We start from the raw sequence: 17463 nt of genomic DNA, 5'->3' as shown, positions 1-17463 counted from the left end.
TTCAGCATCCTTAGCAGGTAGTAAATCCGGCTGCGGGGAAAGCGTGCAGGAATGAATGAGGTGGTACCAGCACGATGGGCGGAGGGTAGGTGAGCGGTTTTTCATGATGTGAGCAGTAACTGCTGGCCTTCGTTGTATAAGTTCAATAATTTATAGGACTGATGCAAAAAAAGATTGAAGCTAGGTTGACACCCATCACCACACTTCGTTATAAACTTCAGAAAAGCACGTTAACAAAGCGAGTCAGTTAAGCCGGTTGAGTATGCATTGCTACTGCTACCTCATGACATATAAACAACTGGGCCCCGACTTGCATAAGTCGGGGCCCAGTTGAGTGATGGCTAAAAGCTACGGCAGCTATTACAGCGTCCGTTTTACTTCCTGTTCTTCGAAGCCTTCGATGTTATCGCCTTCCTGCAGGTCGTTGAAGCCTTTCAGCGAGATACCGCACTCGTAACCCTGGCGTACTTCCGACACATCGTCTTTGTAACGCTTGAGGTCTTGAATTTCGCCTGAGTATACCACAATGCCGTTGCGCACGAGGCGTACTTTGGTTTTGCGGGTGAAAGTACCGTCGGTTACCATACAGCCGGCAATGGTGCCCACCTTGGTAATGTTGAATACCTGACGAACTTCGGCATTGGCTACCACTACTTCCTTCACCGTTGGGGCCAGCATGCCTTCCATGGCATCCTTCACCTCGTTGATGGCGTTGTAGATGATCGAGTAGAGGCGGATATCAATCTGCTCCTGCTCGGCCAGCTTGCGGGCACTCTGCGAGGGCCGCACCTGGAAGCCGATAATGATGGCGTCGGAGGCCGAAGCCAGCAGTACGTCGGTTTCCGAAATGGCACCCACGCCTTTGCTGAGGATGTTCACGGCCACTTCCGGCGTGCTCAATTTCAGCAAAGAGTCGGCCAGTGCTTCCACCGAGCCGTCCACGTCGCCTTTCACGATGACGTTAAGCTCTTTGAACGAACCAATTGCCAGACGACGACCAATTTCATCGAGGGTGATGTGCTTCTTGGTGCGCATGCTCTGCTCACGGGCCAGCTGCTGACGCTGCGTAGCCAGTTCACGGGCCTCACGCTCCGTTTCCATCACCTGGATTTTGTCGCCCGCCTGCGGGGCTCCGGTCAGGCCGAGTACCTGCACCGGTGTGGCCGGGCCGGCCTGCTTCATTTTCTTACCGCGGTGGTCAGTCATGGCCTTCACGCGGCCAAAGTGCGGACCAGCCAGCACGATGTCGCCCACCTGCATGGTACCGGTTTGCACCAGAATAGTGGTTACGTAACCCCGGCCTTTGTCCAGCGAGGCTTCGATAACCGTACCCACGGCGTTGCGGTCGGGGTTGGCTTTCAGCTCAAGAATCTCGGCTTCCAGCAGCACCTTTTCCAGCAGGTCGTCGATACCCAGGCCGGTTTTAGCCGATACTTCCTGGCTCTGGTACTTACCACCCCATTCCTCTACCAGGATGTTGATAACCGACAGCTCTTCCCGCACTTTGTCGGGGTTGGCACCGGGCTTGTCAATCTTGTTGAGGGCAATAACAATGGGTACCCCGGCAGCCTGGGCGTGGTTGATGGCTTCCTTCGTCTGCGGCATCACCGAGTCGTCGGCGGCTACCACGATGATGGCAATGTCCGTCACCTTGGCACCACGGGCACGCATGGCCGTAAACGCTTCGTGACCCGGCGTATCAAGGAAGGTGACGCGCTTGCCCGATTTGGTCATTACGTCGTAGGCCCCGATGTGCTGGGTAATACCGCCGGCTTCGCCTTTGGCTACGCTGGCGTTCCGGATATAGTCAAGCAGCGAGGTCTTACCGTGGTCCACGTGACCCATGATGGTCACAATGGGAGCCCGCGGCTGCAGATCCTCTTCGTTGTCTTCAAACTCGATGTTGGTTTCCTCTTCCTCGGCGCTCAGGAATTCCACGTCGTAGCCAAACTCATCGGCAATAACCGTAATGGCTTCGGCGTCGAGGCGCTGGTTGATGGAAACGAACATGCCCATATTCAGGCACACCTTGATAACCTCATTTACCGATACGTCCATGAGCGAAGCCAGGTCGTTAGCGGAAATGAACTCAGTTACTTTCAGGGTTTTGGCGTCCAGCTCGTTCTGCGCACGTAGCGCCTCCCGGTCTTCGGCAGCCATGTTCCGCTTGTCGCGGCGGTACTTGGCGCGGTTCTGCTGCTGACCACCCCGGCCGCCGCTGAGCTTGGCCAGCGTAGCCTTGATCTGCTCCTGAATCTGCTTATCGTTTTGCTCGGGCGTGAGCGGCACAGCGGGCTGACGGTTGTTGCCACCCCGGTTGTCCCGGTTGCCACCGGGCTGGCCGGGACGGTTTCCGCCCTGCTGACCGCCGGGACGATTGCCTCCCTGCTGGCCTGGACCACCAGGGCGGTTGCCACCACCCTGCTGACCAGGACCGGCCTGACCGCCTTGTTGGCCGGGCCCATTCATGGGAATGCGCTGGCGCTTTTTCTTGTCGTTGGGATTGAGGCCACTCTTGCGAACATCCGAGGACGCCACGGGGCGGGCCCCTCGTCCTCCACCACGCCGCGACGAATCAACGGGCAACTCAATCTTGCCGAGTACCGTGAGACCCTTCAACTGGTCGGCTTTGGCTACGATGGTGCCCTCTTCGGCGCCACCATCCGCAACGGCAGGTGCTTCCGCAGCCGCAGCCGGAGCAGCAGCCGGGGCAGTGGGTGCCGGGGTAACAACCGCCGGAGCCTGAGGCGGGGCAGGAGTAGCGGCCTCAAGGGCTATAGCCGGTGCTGGTGCTGGTGCCGGAGTTGCTTTGGGCGCTTCAGGCTCCGGCTTGGGGTGCGGAGCTTCAGCAACCGGAGCCTTGGGAGCAACCGGAGTTTTAGGAGCTTCCGGAGCTTTGGGAGTTTCCGGGGCCGGAGCTACTGCCGCCGGCTGCGGAGCCGGAGCCGCGGCCGGTTTGGGCGGAACCGGACGGCCTTTCGAATCCAACTCAATTTTGCCCAGCACTTTTAGCCCGGGCACGCGGGCCGGCTCTTCGGCCGGGGCGGGCTTGGGGGCTTCGGCTACAGGAGCCGGTGCCGGAACGGGGGCGGGTTGCGGAGCGGGAGCAGCCGGTTTGGGAGCCGGAGCCGGCTTAGCCGACTCGGCTGCTTTGGCGGCTGCGGCCTGCGCGGCGGCAGCTTCCAGCTCGCTCTGGCGCTTGGCCTGGCTTACTTTGGCAGCATCCATTTTATCCTGCGCCGACGACGCGAAGGCCTTCTCAAGCAGAGCCACTTGCTCCGTTGATAGCTTGGTCGTGGGTTTGTTTTCGATGGAATGCCCTTTTCCCGCCAGAAAATCCACAATTGTGGACAGTCCAACGTTCAGGTCTTTGGCCGCCTGATTCAGCCGTTTGGTTGCTGCTTCCGCCATTCTATGCTCGCGAACGATACTCTTATCTTGGTGCAAAGGTACTAACTTAAATCTTGCCGGGCGACGCTAAAATCAAGCCACCCGGCTGATGCTAGCGTCCTTGCCGTACCGGCCGCCGCGCACTCATTGCGCGTCGCCGGAATTTGGGGTTTCGTCGTCCTGTTCGTCGCTGTCCTCGAACTCCTGACGGATCACGCGGAACAACTCCTCCACGGTTTCCTCCTCCAGCTCGGTCCGGCGCACAATGTCGTCTTTGCTGACGGCCAGTACGGCGCGGCCGGTATCAAGGCCGATTTTCTTCAGCTCATCGATAATCCAGCCTTCAATCTCATCCTGGAACTCGTCCAGAGCGATGTCTTCCTCGAAGTCGCCGGCATCCCGGAACACGTCGATTTCCATACCCACCAGACGCGAAGCCAGCTTAATGTTGGCGCCACCGCGGCCAATGGCCAGCGACACCTGGTCGGGCTTCAAGAACACCGAAACCCGGCCGGTTTGTTCGTTGATTTTCATCGACGTGAGCTTGGCCGGCGACAGGGCCCGGGCGATGTACAGCTCCAGGTTGTCGGTGTAGTTGATGATGTCAATATTTTCGTTTTCCAGCTCCCGCACCACGGCATGGATGCGCGAGCCTTTCATGCCCACGCAGGCTCCTACCGGGTCAATACGGTCGTCGAAGCTTTCTACGGCTACTTTGGCCCGCTCGCCGGGTTCCCGGACGATATTTTTGATGGTGATAAGGCCATCGAAGATTTCGGGAACTTCCTGCTCCATCAGACGCTCCAGGAAAGCCGGCGCGGCGCGGGAAAGAATGATTTTAGGGGTACCATTGAGCACATCCACGCGGTGGACCACGGCCCGGATGGTGTCACCCTTCCGGTAGCGGTCCTTGGGAATCTGCTCGCCTTTGGGCAGCACCAGTTCGTTCTCGTCCTTGTCCAGGATGAGGGCTTCACGGCCCCACACCTGGTACACTTCACCCACCACAATTTCGCCTACCTGGTCTTTGTAGGCTTGGTAGAGGTTGTCGCGCTCCAGGTCTTTTACCCGCTGAATCAGGGTCTGGCGAGCCATCAGCACGGCGCGGCGGCCGAAATCTTCCAGCTTCACTTCCTCGGCTACCTGCTCGCCGATTTCGAAGTCGGGCTCAATTTTCTGGGCCTCCGCCAGCGGAATTTTGTCGAAGTCCCAGATATCCTCCGAGTTGTCGTCCACGATTTCGCGGTTGCGCCAAATCTCCAGGTCGCCCTTGTCCACGTTCAGAATCACGTCGAAGTTCGAGTCGTCATCGTACTTCTTGCGAATCATGGTACGGAACACTTCCTCCAGGATGCTCATCATCGTAGGGCGGTCGATGTTCTTCGACCGGGCGAATTCGGCAAACGATTCAATGAGGACGTTGCTGTTCATTGTTGTAAGCTTTTAGCTACTAGCTGTTAGCCATCTGTTAGCCATCGGCGGGGTGCCAACAGACGACAACAGCTAAAAGGTGAGTAATTCAGAATCAAGCCAACAGCCGGAGCTGTCGGCAACCTGTATGTACTATTTAAATGAAATAACCACTTTCGCCTCGCTAATGTCCCCGAACGGGATAAGTACGGCGGGAAGGGTTTTCTTCTTGCTTTTTTCCTTCACAACCTCCGCCAGTTGAATGCCCGTGGCATCGGCGGCTTCCAGTACACCAGTCTTCTCGGTGCCATCAGTCATTTTCAGGCTGAGGCTGCGGCCCACGTGGCGGCTGTACTGGCGCGGGTCGCGCAGGGGCTGGTCGGCTCCGGGTGAGGTTACTTCCAGGGTGTAGCTGGCATCCTCGCCATAAGCCTCATCAATGCGACGGGCCAAGCGGCGGCTTACCTGGGCACACTCATCGATTCCCACGCCCTGGTCGCCGTCGAGGGTAACGGTTACTTTGGGCCGAATAGCATCCGACACCGTGAGGCTCACCACAAACAGGCTGTCGTCGGTGGGCAGGCTGTCCTGGAGGAACTCGGAAAGGCGGGCTTGGTCGAGGTTCATGGAATGGAAACCGGTGATAAAAGAAAGAGGGGACTGTCCGTCCCCTCTGTTCGTGTTCTAGTTTGCGGGAGCAAAGATACAACGCTAAATAACGGAAAGCAAGCCATCAGCGCTGCACGGTGACCCAGCCTTTTACAGCGCGGCCATCGGCATCTTTCAGGTGGTAGTAGTACAGGCCGTCGGGCAGATTATCGGCGCGCCAGTCGTTGCGGTAGGTATCGGTTTCGAACACCTTATTGCCCCAGCGCGTGAACACCTGCAGCCGGGCCGGTCGGCAGCTGAAGCGGGGAATAAAGGTCTCGTTTTTGTCGTCTTGGTTAGGCGTAATGATGTTGGGTACGAACACTTCCCCCACCACCACGGGTACGAAGCTGGTTTCGACAGTGCAGTTGCTGTACTTGGCCGTGAGCTTCACCTGGTAGGTGCCGGGCTGCTGGAATACGTGGGTGGGAGCTTCCTCAGTGGAGAGGGGGCTGCCATCCCCGAAATCCCAGGAGTAGGTACCACCCATGAGCACCGGCACAAAGGAGCAGCTGAACGGGGCTAGTCCGGTATACTGCGGGAAGTTGCTGCACTCGGGCACGCTCAGCGGGAAGTTGATGGTGGGCGAAGGGGCCAACAGCACCTGCCGGGTGGCTGAGTTGGCGCAGCCGTTTTCCGTGACGGTGTAGGTAAGCGTAAAGATGCCCCCGCGCAGGTTGGTGTTGGGTGGTGTAAACAGCCCACCCGCCGATACACCCGGGCCGCTCCAGGTGCCACCAGCCGGGGAAAAGCCCGTCAGCTGCACTGGCTGGGTTTCGTAGGCGCAAAAGGTGAGGTTGGGACCGGCTGCTACCTGAGGCAATGGGTTTACCACGATGGTGCGGGTTGTGGAGCCGCAGCCTACCGTATCGGAAATGGAATAGGTGAGCGTATAGGTGCCGGGGCCAGCTGTTTGAGGATTGAATATGTTGCCAGAAAGACCTTTGGTAGTACTCCAGGTGCCGCCGGCCGGGGTAGCCTGGAGGGTGACGGGCGCCCCGTTGGCGCACAGATTGGGCACGGCACTGATGCTCATTACGCGCTCGGGAGTAACAATCAGGGCCAGGGGACGGGTGCTGCGGCAGATGCCGGTAGTAGCTACGGAGTACTGCAGCACATTGCGGCCTACCAGGGCCGGCGTGGCTTGAAACTGGTAGGTGCCGTTGGGTTGCCGCGTTACGCCGGGGCCACTCCAGATGCCGCCGGCCGGCTGCCCGCCCAGGGTTACGGGGCCATCCTTCACGCACACGTAGCGGGTAGGGCCGGGGTCAGCCACGGTAAGCCCGAAGCTGATGGCAAAGGCGGCATTGTTGCAGTTGCCACTGCCGTTGCGGGTGGTGTAGTAGTTAGCTCCCTGGGGAACCGGGAAACCCTGGGTAGCGCCACAGCCGCCGCACACAGCCTGATAAACGACGCCCTTCTTATCAAAGCGGGAAGTACCCCCATCCACGTGCTCCCCGCGGCCACCGTTTTCGCCGAAGAATGTGGCGTATTCCAGTCCCGTCATGCCCGCCCGGAACTGGGCCAGGTAAAAGTCACTGCCATCGGTGGTGCGCTGGGCGGCGTCGGGGGTAACGGGTAGGTTGCGGGTGGAGCCGGTGCTATTGGTTACGCCGCCCCAGCCGCATACGTACACCCGCTCACAATCATCCACCAGAAAGGCGGTGGGGGAAATGTCGCGCACGGGCTGCGTGGTGCCAAAGGCGGTGCTGTAGCGGGTGAGGCGGAGGGTGGCATCGAGCTTGTGAATGAACTGATGCGCACCCCGCACTCCGTAGAGGCCGGGCGTGATGGGGTAGTCATTGGAAGTGGTCTGGCCCAGAATATACACGTCGTTGCTGGCGTCCAGTTGCAGGAAAAATGCCAGGTCATCGGCCGGGGTGCCCAAGTACGTGGCGTAACGCAATGCGGTGCCCGCCGGGGTCAGGCAGGCCACGAAACCGTCGCGTCCCCCGACCTTCGCGGGCTGCATGGCTCCGGCTACAGTTGGGAAATCAGGACTGTCGGTAGCGCCGCCCACGTAAAGGTGGCGGTCGGGGGTGAGCTGCACAGAAAAGGCCGCATCGGCCCCATTGCCACCCAGGTAAGTACTCCAGAGCAGGCGGTTAAGCAGGCGGGGCAATTTGACCACCACTGCATCGGAGGTGCCCTGGCGGCCAGGCTGCAGAGCCTGGGCCGTGGGAAAATCGGGGCTCTGCGTGACGGACGCCAGGTACACGTTGTTGTCCCCGTCGGTCAGCACGTCGCCCCGGAAAGGGTCGCCGTAATTGTTGGTCAGGCTGAGGTTGAGGCCGTCGTTGGCGGTGCCGCCCAGGTAGGTGGCAGCCACCAGCCGGGAGCCATCGGGGCTGAGCGTGGCCACGAACAGGTCGGACCCGTTCTTATAGCCCATCTGCCCATCAAAATTAGTACTGAGTGGGGCCAACGGGTTGATGCCGGAACCACCCTGAAACTTGCTCTGCGCGGCACCGGCCGAAACCGGAAAGTTGCTGGAGCCGCTGGTGCCCAGAATAATCAGCTCGCCCAACCCATTTACTACCAGGCTATGCGGCGCATCGGTGCCATTACCACCTAAATAGGTGGCGTACAGCCGGGCCGCCGGGCCGGAGGTAGTCACGCGGTACTTGATGATGGCCACGTCGCCGGCTCCGCCAAACTTTGCCTGGAATGCTCCCGTCGAGACAGGGTAGCCTTCGTCGAAGGCCACACCGCCGGAGTACATATTGCCCTGGGCATCGTAAGTAGCCGTGAAACCCCAGTTATCGGCCGTGGAGCCGGTAAAGGAGGAAAACAGCACGGTAGGGTCGATGGTCAAAGGGAGCTTGGTGTCGTAAGCCCCCAGCTGGAAGCTCACTGTCTGGCCGCTGAGCACGAAACGGCAGCTTACCGGGCGGCGTTGGCCGGAGGGCAGGGTTTGCCAGGCCTGGGGCGTTTGCTCCGTAACAGAGCCCACCGAAGTTTCCAGCCGCAGCTGGCCCTCGGGCGTGAGGTGCAGGCTGGTAAGGCCATCATAGCGCAGCCGGATGAGACCGGGGCGGGCCCCCGGGGCCAGCTCGAAGTCGTATTCCAATTGTTGCTGCTGATTTTCGTAGAGGCGCACGGCAATACCCGCGTACACGGCCGGGTAGCGCACCTGCCGGTAGCCCCGCACTCCGGAAGCCCACTGCTGCGGATTGTTGCCCCGGAAGTAATTGCGGGTGCCGGCGGTGGGCTCCTGCGTTGTGGGAGTACCCTTTTGGTTGCCGCCCACAAACATCATGGTATAGGCGTGGCCTCGGACCGCAGCCGGATGCGCTTGGCGGGGCGCGTCGGCATTGGGGCTGCTGTGGTGAGAAATGGCCTGCATATCGGCCGGGTGCAGCAGGGAATAGGTAAAGCCAGTGGGCGTGAGGTAGAGCTGGCCGCCGGGTATTTCAGCCCGAAACAGAGCGGGGCGGGCCCACTGGCCTTTGTTTTCCACAAACTCCAGGCTCTGCTCCGGCAGATTACCTGCCATTGGGCGCGGGCTCGCGGCAGCCGGTAGCGTACTCAGCAACAAACAGATAAAGAAGTAAAATCGGGCCATAAACAACTGAAAATAAACCAAGCGAAAGATACGCACTTCGCGGCGCAAAATGCAGGCCATTTTGGCGGTGGTGCCGGCTCGTGCGGAACGGCTACCTTTGCTGGGCTGACCAAATTTGCCGCTGAAAAGTTGCCCGTGCGTCGTTCGTTTGCTTTCAAGACTACCGTGTTGGTGATGGGGTGGGTGCTGGCGGCCATTGCCTGCGCCCAGATTCCAGCCTACACCTTCTGGCCAGCCATATTCGGGGCGCTCACGCTACCGGTGGCTTTAGCCCTGAACCTGCTGCTGGTGGGGTATTGGCTGCTGCGGCGCTGGCCGGTGGCCCTGCTGCCCTTGGCGCTGGCTGTGCTCACGTGGCCGCACTTTCAGCGGGGGCTGGCGCTGCATCCATTTCGTCTGGTGAATGCGCCTGCCCCGGAAAAGGGTCCGGTGGTGCGGGTGCTGTCGGCCAACGTGCGGATATTTAATGTGTATCCGCAGCTGCGCAATGAGGGGCTGCAGTCATCGAAAGCCATGGTGAAATGGCTGCAGGACAACCCGGCCGATATTCTGTGTCTGCAGGAGTTCTACAACGAACCGGCCGGGACCAAAACGCAGGATGGCACCGTGTTTCGCACGGTGGATAAGATCGGGCGTGAGGCGGGCCGGGAGGCGTTCCTATCCAAAACCCTCACCAACAGCGCCGGGGCCGAGTTTGGTATGGCCATTTTCTCGCGCTTTCCCATTGTGCACCGCGGGACCATCAGCTTTGGCAAACTCACCCAGAACCACGCCATGTGGGCCGATGTGCGCCTGCCGTCCCAGGATACTATCAGAGTGTACAGCTTCCACCTGCAGAGCATGAGTATGGAGGAGAAGGACATTGTGGACAGCTATTCCAGCAAAGCCGGCCTCAAACAGAAAGGAGTGGGGCTGCTGCGGCGCTTCAAGCGCGGGGCCATTGCCCGGCACTGGCAGGTAGATACGCTGGTGAAGCGCTTTAACCGGTGCCGCTACCCCATCCTGCTCTGCGCCGACCTCAACGACCTGCCCTACAGCTACAGCTACGACCAACTGGCCGATAATTTCCAGAACGCCTGGGCCAGCGTGGGCAACGGCGTGGGCAGCACTTACAATGGTCGCCTGCCCTTCGTGCGCATCGACAATCAGTTTGCCGGTTTCCGCTTCTCCATCGAGGACTTCCAGGTGCACCACGAAATTCCTTACTCCGACCACTTCCCCACCACCGCTACTTATCAGCTGCGCCCACCCGGCGCTAAACGGTAGAAATATATACCGGCCGCGGAACAGTTTGTACTACCTGCCGAACTTTATAAACTAGCTGGGTGGCGGTTTGTACCGCTTGGGCTGGTTTATAAACTAAGTTTCGGGAAATACGGGGCTGCTAGCAGACTTTTAGCGCCCCTTTCCTGTTAAGGTACCCTTTGCCGACAGCTACCGTAGCCGGTGATAAAATCTGGCACCGCCGCCGATACATGCCGCTACGGCGGTTACTTTTGCACCCATGCAGCACCCTCTCTCGCTCTACAATACCCTCACCCGCCGCAAAGCCCCGTTCCAGCCCCTCAATGCGCCCTTCGTGGGAGTGTACCTGTGCGGCCCGACGGTGTACAACGAAGCCCACGTGGGCAACGCCCGCGGGCCGGTGGTGTTTGACGTGCTGACGCGCTACCTCCGCTACCTGGGCTACACTGTGCGCTACGTGCGCAACATCACTGATGTGGGTCACCTGGAAGGCGACGCCGATGAGGGCGAAGACAAAATCGGAAAGATTGCGCGGGCTCAAAAAGTAGAGCCCATGCAGGTAGCCGAGGGCTATACCAATCTCTACCAGCAGCACATGGAGGCATTGGGCTGCCTGCCACCCGATATTACGCCCCGGGCCAGCGGCCACATTGTGGAGCAGATTGAGATGGTGCAGCAAATCATCGACAATGGCTTCGGCTACGAGTCGAACGGCTCAGTGTACTTTGATGTGCCCGCCTACAACGCCGCCGGCCGCGAGTACGGTAAGCTCTCCAACCGCGTGGTGGAGGAACTGCTGGCCGGCTCCCGCGACAACCTGGCGGGCCAGGAGGAAAAGCGCAGCCCCCTGGATTTTGCCCTCTGGAAAAAGGCCGATGAGCGTCACCTCATGCGCTGGCCCTCGCCCTGGAGCGACGGGTTTCCCGGCTGGCACCTGGAGTGCTCGGCCATGAGCCGCAAGTACCTCGGGGCCGAGTTCGACATCCACGGCGGTGGGCTGGACCTCATGTTCCCCCACCACGAGTGCGAAATTGCCCAGAGTCAGGCCTGCAACCACCCCACCAACGAGGCCCAGGTGTGGATGCATAACAACATGATTACGGTGAACGGGCAGAAGATGAGCAAGTCGCTGGGCAACTTCATCACCATCAGCCAGCTGTTTTCGGGCGAGAATACCACCCTGGCCCAGGCCTACTCGCCCATGACGGCCCGGTTCTTCCTGCTGCAGGCCCATTACCGCAGCCCCGTGGATATTACCGATGAAGGTTTGCAGGCCGCCCGCAAAGGCTACCGCAAGCTGATGAACGGCCTGCGCCTGCTGGATAAACTGCGCGAGCTGAGCCTCTCACCCGACGTTATCAAGGCCCGCACCGTGGCCCCGGTTGCGGAAGGCAAAACGCCCGATACCACCGCCGCCGATGCGGAGCTGCACAAGCTGGTGCAGGACTGCTTCGTGGGCCTGAACGATGACCTGAACACGGCCCGCTGCATTGCCAGCCTGTTCAACCTGTTGCGCAAACTCAACGGCTTCGCCGCCAACCCCGCCACCCTGGCCACCGTCAGCGCCGCCGCGCTGGACGAGGCTACCACGGCCTACCAGGCACTGGTGCAGGATGTGCTGGGCCTGCGCGACGAACCCCGGGCCAGTGCCGAAGACCTGCTCCGCCTCACCCTGGAGTTCTACCAGGAAGCCAAAGCCACCAAGGCCTACGATAAGGTAGACCAGATTCGGGCGGCACTGAAGGAACAGGGCATCGTGGTGAAGGACACCAAGGCCGGTATCGACTGGGCGTATAGTGAGGAGTAACGCATGCTTTAGCTTGCGCAGGTACCGGCCGCTGTTGCCCGGCTTTCCGCGCAAGTCGTAGTTTGCAGAGCTTTTCCATTTGCTACCTTCTTAACTCCCTTTTTGCGCCGTTTTCTGCCGTCGCAAGCTAAAGCTTACGCTACTACGCCTCGTATGAAGCTTCCCCTTCTTCGCCTTGCCCCGGCCGCTGTGGCCAGCCTGCTCCTGCTCACGGCCTGCCCCAGCAAAAACGACACCGCCGAAACTACCGATACCGCTGCTGCGGAACCCGCGCTGCCCAAAGCCCCGGCCTTCAACGCCGATTCGGCCTATGCCTTCACGGCCAAGCAGGTGAGCTTCGGCCCGCGGGTGCCCAACACGGCGGCCCACGTAAAAACCGGCGACTGGATTATCGGCAAGTTCAAGGAAGCGGGCCTCACGGTGAAGGAGCAGCCCTTCGAGGCCATGGCCTTTGATGGGAAGATGCTCAAGTCGCGCAACATCATTGCCCAGTACATGCCCCAGGCCCCGCGCCGGGTGGCCATCTTCGCCCACTGGGATACCCGCCCCTTCGCCGACAAGGATAAGACTCAGAAGAACGCCCCCCTCGATGGTGCTTCCGACGGGGCCAGCGGCGTGGCCGTGGCCCTGGAAATGGCCCGCGTGCTGGGAGCCCAGAAGGATAGCTTGGCCCCCGGCGTAGGTGTCGATTTCATCCTGTTCGACTCGGAGGATTACGGCTACGACGGCAGCACCCAGAGCGAGAAGAAGAACCTGCTGGGCAATCAGGAGAGTTGGTGCCTGGGCTCTCAGTACTGGGCCAAAAACCTGCTGCCCTTGGGCTATAAGCCTAACTATGGCATCCTGCTGGATATGGTAGGTGCCAAAGGCGGTAAGTTCAGCCGCGAGCAGCTTTCCCGCGAGAAAGCGCCCGATGTGGTAGAGAAAGTGTGGAATACAGCCTCGCAGCTGGGTTTCTCCGACTACTTCCTGTTCGCCGATGGCTTTGGTATCACCGATGACCACGTGTTCACCAACAACGCCGGCATCCGCACCATCGACATCATCGACTTCCTGCCCAACGGGGAGTTCCAACCCTACCACCACACTACCCAGGACAACATGAGCATCATTGACCGGCGCACGCTCAAAGCCGTCGGTCAGACGCTGCTGACGGTACTTTACGGCGAATAAGCCCTCATCTAAAAGCTAGCCAAAAAAAGGGCTTCTCCGGCCATGTGGAGAAGCCCATTTTTGGGGCTGATGTTTCACCAGACAAAGTCTAGCTCAGCAGCTTGTAATACACTACCGTGCCTTCCAGTGCCCCGCCGGCCGTGCGCGCAAATTGCGGAATGACGCCCGCGGCGGTGTAACCCAGGCCCTGGTACAGCAGCTCCGAGCCCGCGCCCTGCAGGGTATCCAGCACCAGGGTGGAGCGGCTGTGCTGCCGGGCCACGTCTTCCAACGCCAGCATCAGCTGCCGGCCGATGCCCCGGCGGTACGCCCGGGAGTGCACCAGCAGCTTCGATACTTCGGCCCGGTGGCGGGCGTTGGGCTTGGTAGCCAGCACCAGCTGACCGGTGCCCAGCACCTGGCCGTCCTCTTCGGCCACCAGCAGCAGCGTGGTGCCGGCCGCTACGGCCGCGCCTACTTCCTGCCAATACGCTTCCCCTTCGGCAGAAACCAATGGCGGCAGATACCCCATGGAAGCCCCGCCATCCACGGCATCCCGTAGCAGCTCCGTGAGTACCGGAACCAAGGGCGCAACCTCCGGCGCCGCCACCTGACGAATCGTAACAGACATAGTATAGAAGAGTGGTGGGTTAGGGAAATAGCCGACCCCGACAGCCGGGGCAGCATGCAAAGGCGCTACACGTACTCCAGCCGCGAGCCGGCGGCGGCCACCGTCAGGCGGGCGGGGCGGCCCACAATCAGGGCTTGGTTCTGGGGCTCGTGGCCCACGGGGAAGTCGTAGGCAACCGGGAAATTATAGCGGCTGGCGTAGTGGTCGATGATTTCCTGGGGCGTTTGGCCGTAGGGCACGGCGTTGTCCTGGGGGTTGGTAAAATGGCCTACTACCAGTCCGGCCAGGGGGGCCAGCTTGCCGGTGCGGTCCAGGTGCACCAGCATCCGGTCGATGGCGTAGAGGTACTCGTCGATATCCTCCAGAAACAGGATGCGGCCCGCCGTGGATACGTCGGACTGGGTGCCGGTGAGGGTTTGCAGGATGCTCAGGTTGCCGCCCACCAGCTCGCCGGTGGCCGTGCCGGGCCGGTTAAGCGCGTGGGCCGGTGCCGCGTAGCTGATTTGCTCCCCAAACAGCGCCCGGCGCAGGCTCTCCAAAGAATCCTCACCGCCTTCCAGATGAAACAGGAGCGGCATTACCCCGTGAATGCTCTGGTGCCCGTGCCGTAGCAAATGGCAATTGAGGGTGGTGATATCCGAAAAGCCGGCAATCCACTTCGGGTCCTCGTCGAAGCGCGAAAAGTCGATGCCGTCAATAATGCGGGTAGTGCCGTAGCCGCCCCGGGCACACAGAATGGCCCGGATTTCGGGGTTGTCGAGCTGCTGCTGAAAGTCCTGCCGTCGGATTTCATCGTCGCCCCCAAACTGGTGCTGCGCCACGTTGGTGCTGGCGCCCAGCACTACGCACAGTCCCCAGCTTTCGAGGGTCGCTACGGCGGCGGTCAGTTCCTCGTGCGAGGCTTTACGGGCGGGGCACACAATAGCAACCTGGTCGCCGGGGCGGAGGGGGGGAGGGGCAGTAGTAGGCATCGAGAGAAACTAGCTAAGAAAGTAAACGTACTCAACGGAAGCATGTGCTTCTGTACAGAAGCAAGATGTTGTTGGAATAAGAAAAATTTTGATTGAAAGAGTTATATTTTAACTTGCATAGGTCATATCACGCCATCCTATGAAAAAACTTGTTCTTGCGCTGTTTTACGTGTGGCTGGGCAGTGTGCTGGAAGGCGCGGCTCAAAGCCGCATTGATACTACTGGGGGGCGTTACTATCGACCCGTTTTTGCCAATGTGACCCGCACGCAGGATGTCACTTACGGGGCCGCCGCCGACTTTCTGGGTAACAACCAGAATCTGCGGCTGGATGTGTACCAGCCCACCGGCGACACCGTGCGCCGCCGGCCGCTGCTGGTATTTGCCCACGGTGGTGGCTTTGTTTCCGGCAACAAGAACGACGCGGACGTGGTAGAGCTGTGTACCCGTTTTGCCCGCATGGGCTACGTGACGGCCAGCATTGATTACCGGTTGCTCTTTCTGCCCTTCGATACTGTAAACATCGGGCGGGCGGCCATTCGCGCCACCCAGGATATGCGGGCGGCTATACGTTTCTTCCGTAAGGATGCCGCCACCAGCAAGACTTACCGCATCCACTCCGGGTTTATCTACGCCGGGGGCTCTTCGGCGGGAGCGTTTATGGCTCTGCAAACCGGCTATCTGGATAAGGATACGGAGGTACCCGCTTACATCGGGCTGGCGGCACTGGGCGGACTGGAAGGCAACGGCGGCAACCCTGGCTACAGCAGTTCGGTGCAGGGCGTCGTCAACCTATGTGGCGCCCTGGGCCGCCCCTGGTGGATTGAGGCTGGTAACGTGCCGGTAGTAAGCGTGCACGGTACCGCCGATGCCGTGGTGCCCTACGCGGCGGGCACGGTAGGCGGGGGGCTGCCCGCGCAGAAAGTGTACGGCAGTGCCATCCTGCACGCCCGTGCCACGGCCGTGGGCGTACCCAACCGACTATACACCTTCAAACGGGCTGGCCACGTGCCCTACAACGGCAGTAGCCCCGCCGCCGTGGCCTACATGGATACCACTACGCGCGTGGTGCGCGACTTTCTGCGGCCCCTGCTGCGGCAGGCCGCCACGGTTACGGCCGTGAAACCGGCTGCCGCTACTATGCCCCAGGCGTTTCCGGTGCCCGCCACGGCCACCGTGCAGCTGCAGTGGCCAGCTACACAGGCATTTCGGCGGCAGCCGGTGGAAGTGCTGAACACCACCGGGCAGGTAGTGCGCCGACTACAGTGGGAGCAGCCGACGCTGGTGTTGCAACGCGAGGCTCTGCCTGCTGGCACCTATCTGGTGCGCACGGAGGGGCTGGCCGTCCGGCGCATTGTGTTTCTGTAAAGCAGGTGCTGCCTTTCGGTAGTATCTTTGAAAAGGCAGCTGCTTTACTGGCGGCTGCCTTTTGCTATGAAATACCTTTTGCTGCTGTTGCTCAGCTGCTGCCTGCGGGCCGCGCAGGCGCAGCCGACGACGCCCATCGATACTACCCACGGCCGCTACCACCGGCCGGTATTCCGGCAGGTACAGGTGCGCCGCAACGTGGAGTTTGCCCACGTAACCACCATGATTGGGCTGCCCCAGACGCTGTACATGGATGTGTACGAGCCTCAGGGCGACACCGTGCGCCGCCGCCCCCTGGTCGTGCTGGCTCACGAAGGCGGCTTCCTCACCGGCACCCGCGACGATGCCGTCATGACAGCCCTGTGTACCCGCCTAGCTAAGCTGGGCTACGTGGCCGCTACCATTGATTACCGCCTGTATTTCTTCCCGTTTGATACCGTTGGTATTGGGCGGGCGGCCATTCGGGCCACCCAGGATATGCGGGCAGCCGTGCGCTTTTTTCGCCATGATGCGGCCACCGCCCGCAAGTACCGGGTGCACCCGCAGTACGTGTTTGTGGGCGGTTCCTCGGCCGGGGGCTTCATGGCCTTGCAGACCGGCTACCTTAACAAAGTGGCTGAAGTGCCCGCCTACCTGGATTTGGCCGCGCTGGGCGGGCTGGAAGGCACCGGCGGCCACGCGGGCTACAGCAGCCGCCCCCGCGGCGTAGTGAATTTATGCGGCGCCCTGGCCCGAGCCAGCTGGCTGGAAGCCGGCGACCCGCCCCTGTGCAGTGTGCACGGCACCCGCGACGGGTTAGTGCCCTACGCCAAAGGCACCATTGGGGCGCAACTGCCAGCCCAGTTGGTGTACGGCAGCGGGGCGCTGCGCCTGCGGGCCAATGCTGTGGACGTGCCCAACGTGCTGCGCCGCCTGCGTGGCGCGGGGCACGTGCCATACTCCGTTGAGCCCACTTATATCGACTCGGCGTTCTTTGCCATGCGCGACTTTTTGCGGCCGTTGCTGGGTAGCGGGGCACCGGGCCCGCTGCTGGCCGCGGCCCTGAACCCGCGCCGGGAAGCCCAGGTAACGGCTATGCTGCTGCCGCGCCGGGTGCAGCTGGTACCCGCGCTGCCGCTCCCCCAGCCGGAATGGCAGCCCGATCTGCTGAAAACGGCTCCTGATTCGGTGCCGCAGCGGCCGGTGCCGGCAGCGGCGGAAGCTGTCGGCGCGGCTCCGCCCCGGTAGAAATCAGCAGCCCCGCTACTGTACCCAAGTAGCGGGGCTGCCGGTAAACAA

General features: G+C 61.0%; 11 protein-coding genes. 5 read left to right on the top strand and 6 right to left on the bottom strand.

Annotated elements, in window-relative coordinates:
• Window positions 1-360 precede the first annotated feature (360 nt).
• From infB to ACN19L_RS09825, 4 genes are all read right to left on the bottom strand, one after another.
• Entirely contained in the window at window positions 361-3411 is a 3051-nt protein-coding gene (gene infB / locus ACN19L_RS09840; RefSeq protein WP_426493308.1) for a translation initiation factor IF-2, read from the bottom strand.
• Between the two features lie 123 nt (window positions 3412-3534).
• Window positions 3535-4821 carry a transcription termination factor NusA gene (gene nusA / locus ACN19L_RS09835; protein WP_426493307.1) on the bottom strand — a complete coding sequence of 429 codons (1287 nt, stop codon included), beginning with the start codon at window positions 4819-4821 and terminating at the stop codon, window positions 3535-3537.
• Window positions 4822-4953: 132 nt separating this feature from the next.
• Window positions 4954-5427, bottom strand: coding sequence for a ribosome maturation factor RimP (gene rimP, locus ACN19L_RS09830; RefSeq protein WP_426493306.1), 474 nt, complete (start codon window positions 5425-5427; stop codon window positions 4954-4956).
• A gap of 106 nt (window positions 5428-5533) precedes the next feature.
• Window positions 5534-8944 (bottom strand): gliding motility-associated C-terminal domain-containing protein, encoded by a 3411-nt coding sequence (locus ACN19L_RS09825; protein ID WP_426493305.1) that lies wholly within the window; start codon window positions 8942-8944, stop codon window positions 5534-5536.
• 204 nt (window positions 8945-9148) lie between these two features.
• Between ACN19L_RS09825 and ACN19L_RS09820 the strand changes: the two genes are divergently transcribed.
• From ACN19L_RS09820 to ACN19L_RS09810, 3 genes are all read left to right on the top strand, one after another.
• Window positions 9149-10279 carry an endonuclease/exonuclease/phosphatase family protein gene (locus ACN19L_RS09820; RefSeq protein WP_426493304.1) on the top strand — a complete coding sequence of 377 codons (1131 nt, stop codon included), beginning with the start codon at window positions 9149-9151 and terminating at the stop codon, window positions 10277-10279.
• A 238-nt stretch (window positions 10280-10517) separates the two neighbouring features.
• Window positions 10518-12065, top strand: coding sequence for a cysteine--tRNA ligase (gene cysS / locus ACN19L_RS09815; RefSeq protein ID WP_426493303.1), 1548 nt, complete (start codon window positions 10518-10520; stop codon window positions 12063-12065).
• 153 nt (window positions 12066-12218) lie between these two features.
• Window positions 12219-13238, top strand: coding sequence for a M28 family peptidase (locus tag ACN19L_RS09810; RefSeq protein WP_426493302.1), 1020 nt, complete (start codon window positions 12219-12221; stop codon window positions 13236-13238).
• 88 nt (window positions 13239-13326) lie between these two features.
• Here ACN19L_RS09810 and ACN19L_RS09805 read toward each other — a convergent pair whose 3' ends face one another.
• Both ACN19L_RS09805 and ACN19L_RS09800 read right to left on the bottom strand, forming a co-directional pair.
• On the bottom strand, window positions 13327-13848 hold the full coding sequence (locus ACN19L_RS09805) for an N-acetyltransferase family protein (protein WP_426493301.1): 522 nt from the start codon (window positions 13846-13848) through the stop codon (window positions 13327-13329).
• 65 nt (window positions 13849-13913) lie between these two features.
• The gene (locus ACN19L_RS09800; RefSeq protein ID WP_426493300.1) at window positions 13914-14819 is read right to left on the bottom strand and encodes a S66 peptidase family protein; all 906 of its coding nucleotides are present in this window, start codon (window positions 14817-14819) and stop codon (window positions 13914-13916) included.
• 139 nt (window positions 14820-14958) lie between these two features.
• On the opposite strand from ACN19L_RS09800, the gene ACN19L_RS09795 reads away from it, so the two are divergent.
• A complete protein-coding gene (locus ACN19L_RS09795; RefSeq protein ID WP_426493299.1) occupies window positions 14959-16185 on the top strand; it encodes an alpha/beta hydrolase in 1227 nt (408 codons plus the stop codon).
• A gap of 66 nt (window positions 16186-16251) precedes the next feature.
• Window positions 16252-17412: an alpha/beta hydrolase gene (locus ACN19L_RS09790; RefSeq protein ID WP_426493298.1), complete on the top strand. Its 1161-nt coding sequence runs from the start codon at window positions 16252-16254 to the stop codon at window positions 17410-17412.
• Window positions 17413-17463: the final 51 nt, after the last annotated feature.

It is taken from the genome of Hymenobacter sp. 102, assembly GCF_049949205.1.
Lineage (GTDB): Bacteria > Bacteroidota > Bacteroidia > Cytophagales > Hymenobacteraceae > Hymenobacter.
This window is presented reverse-complemented; position numbering and strand designations above follow the sequence as displayed.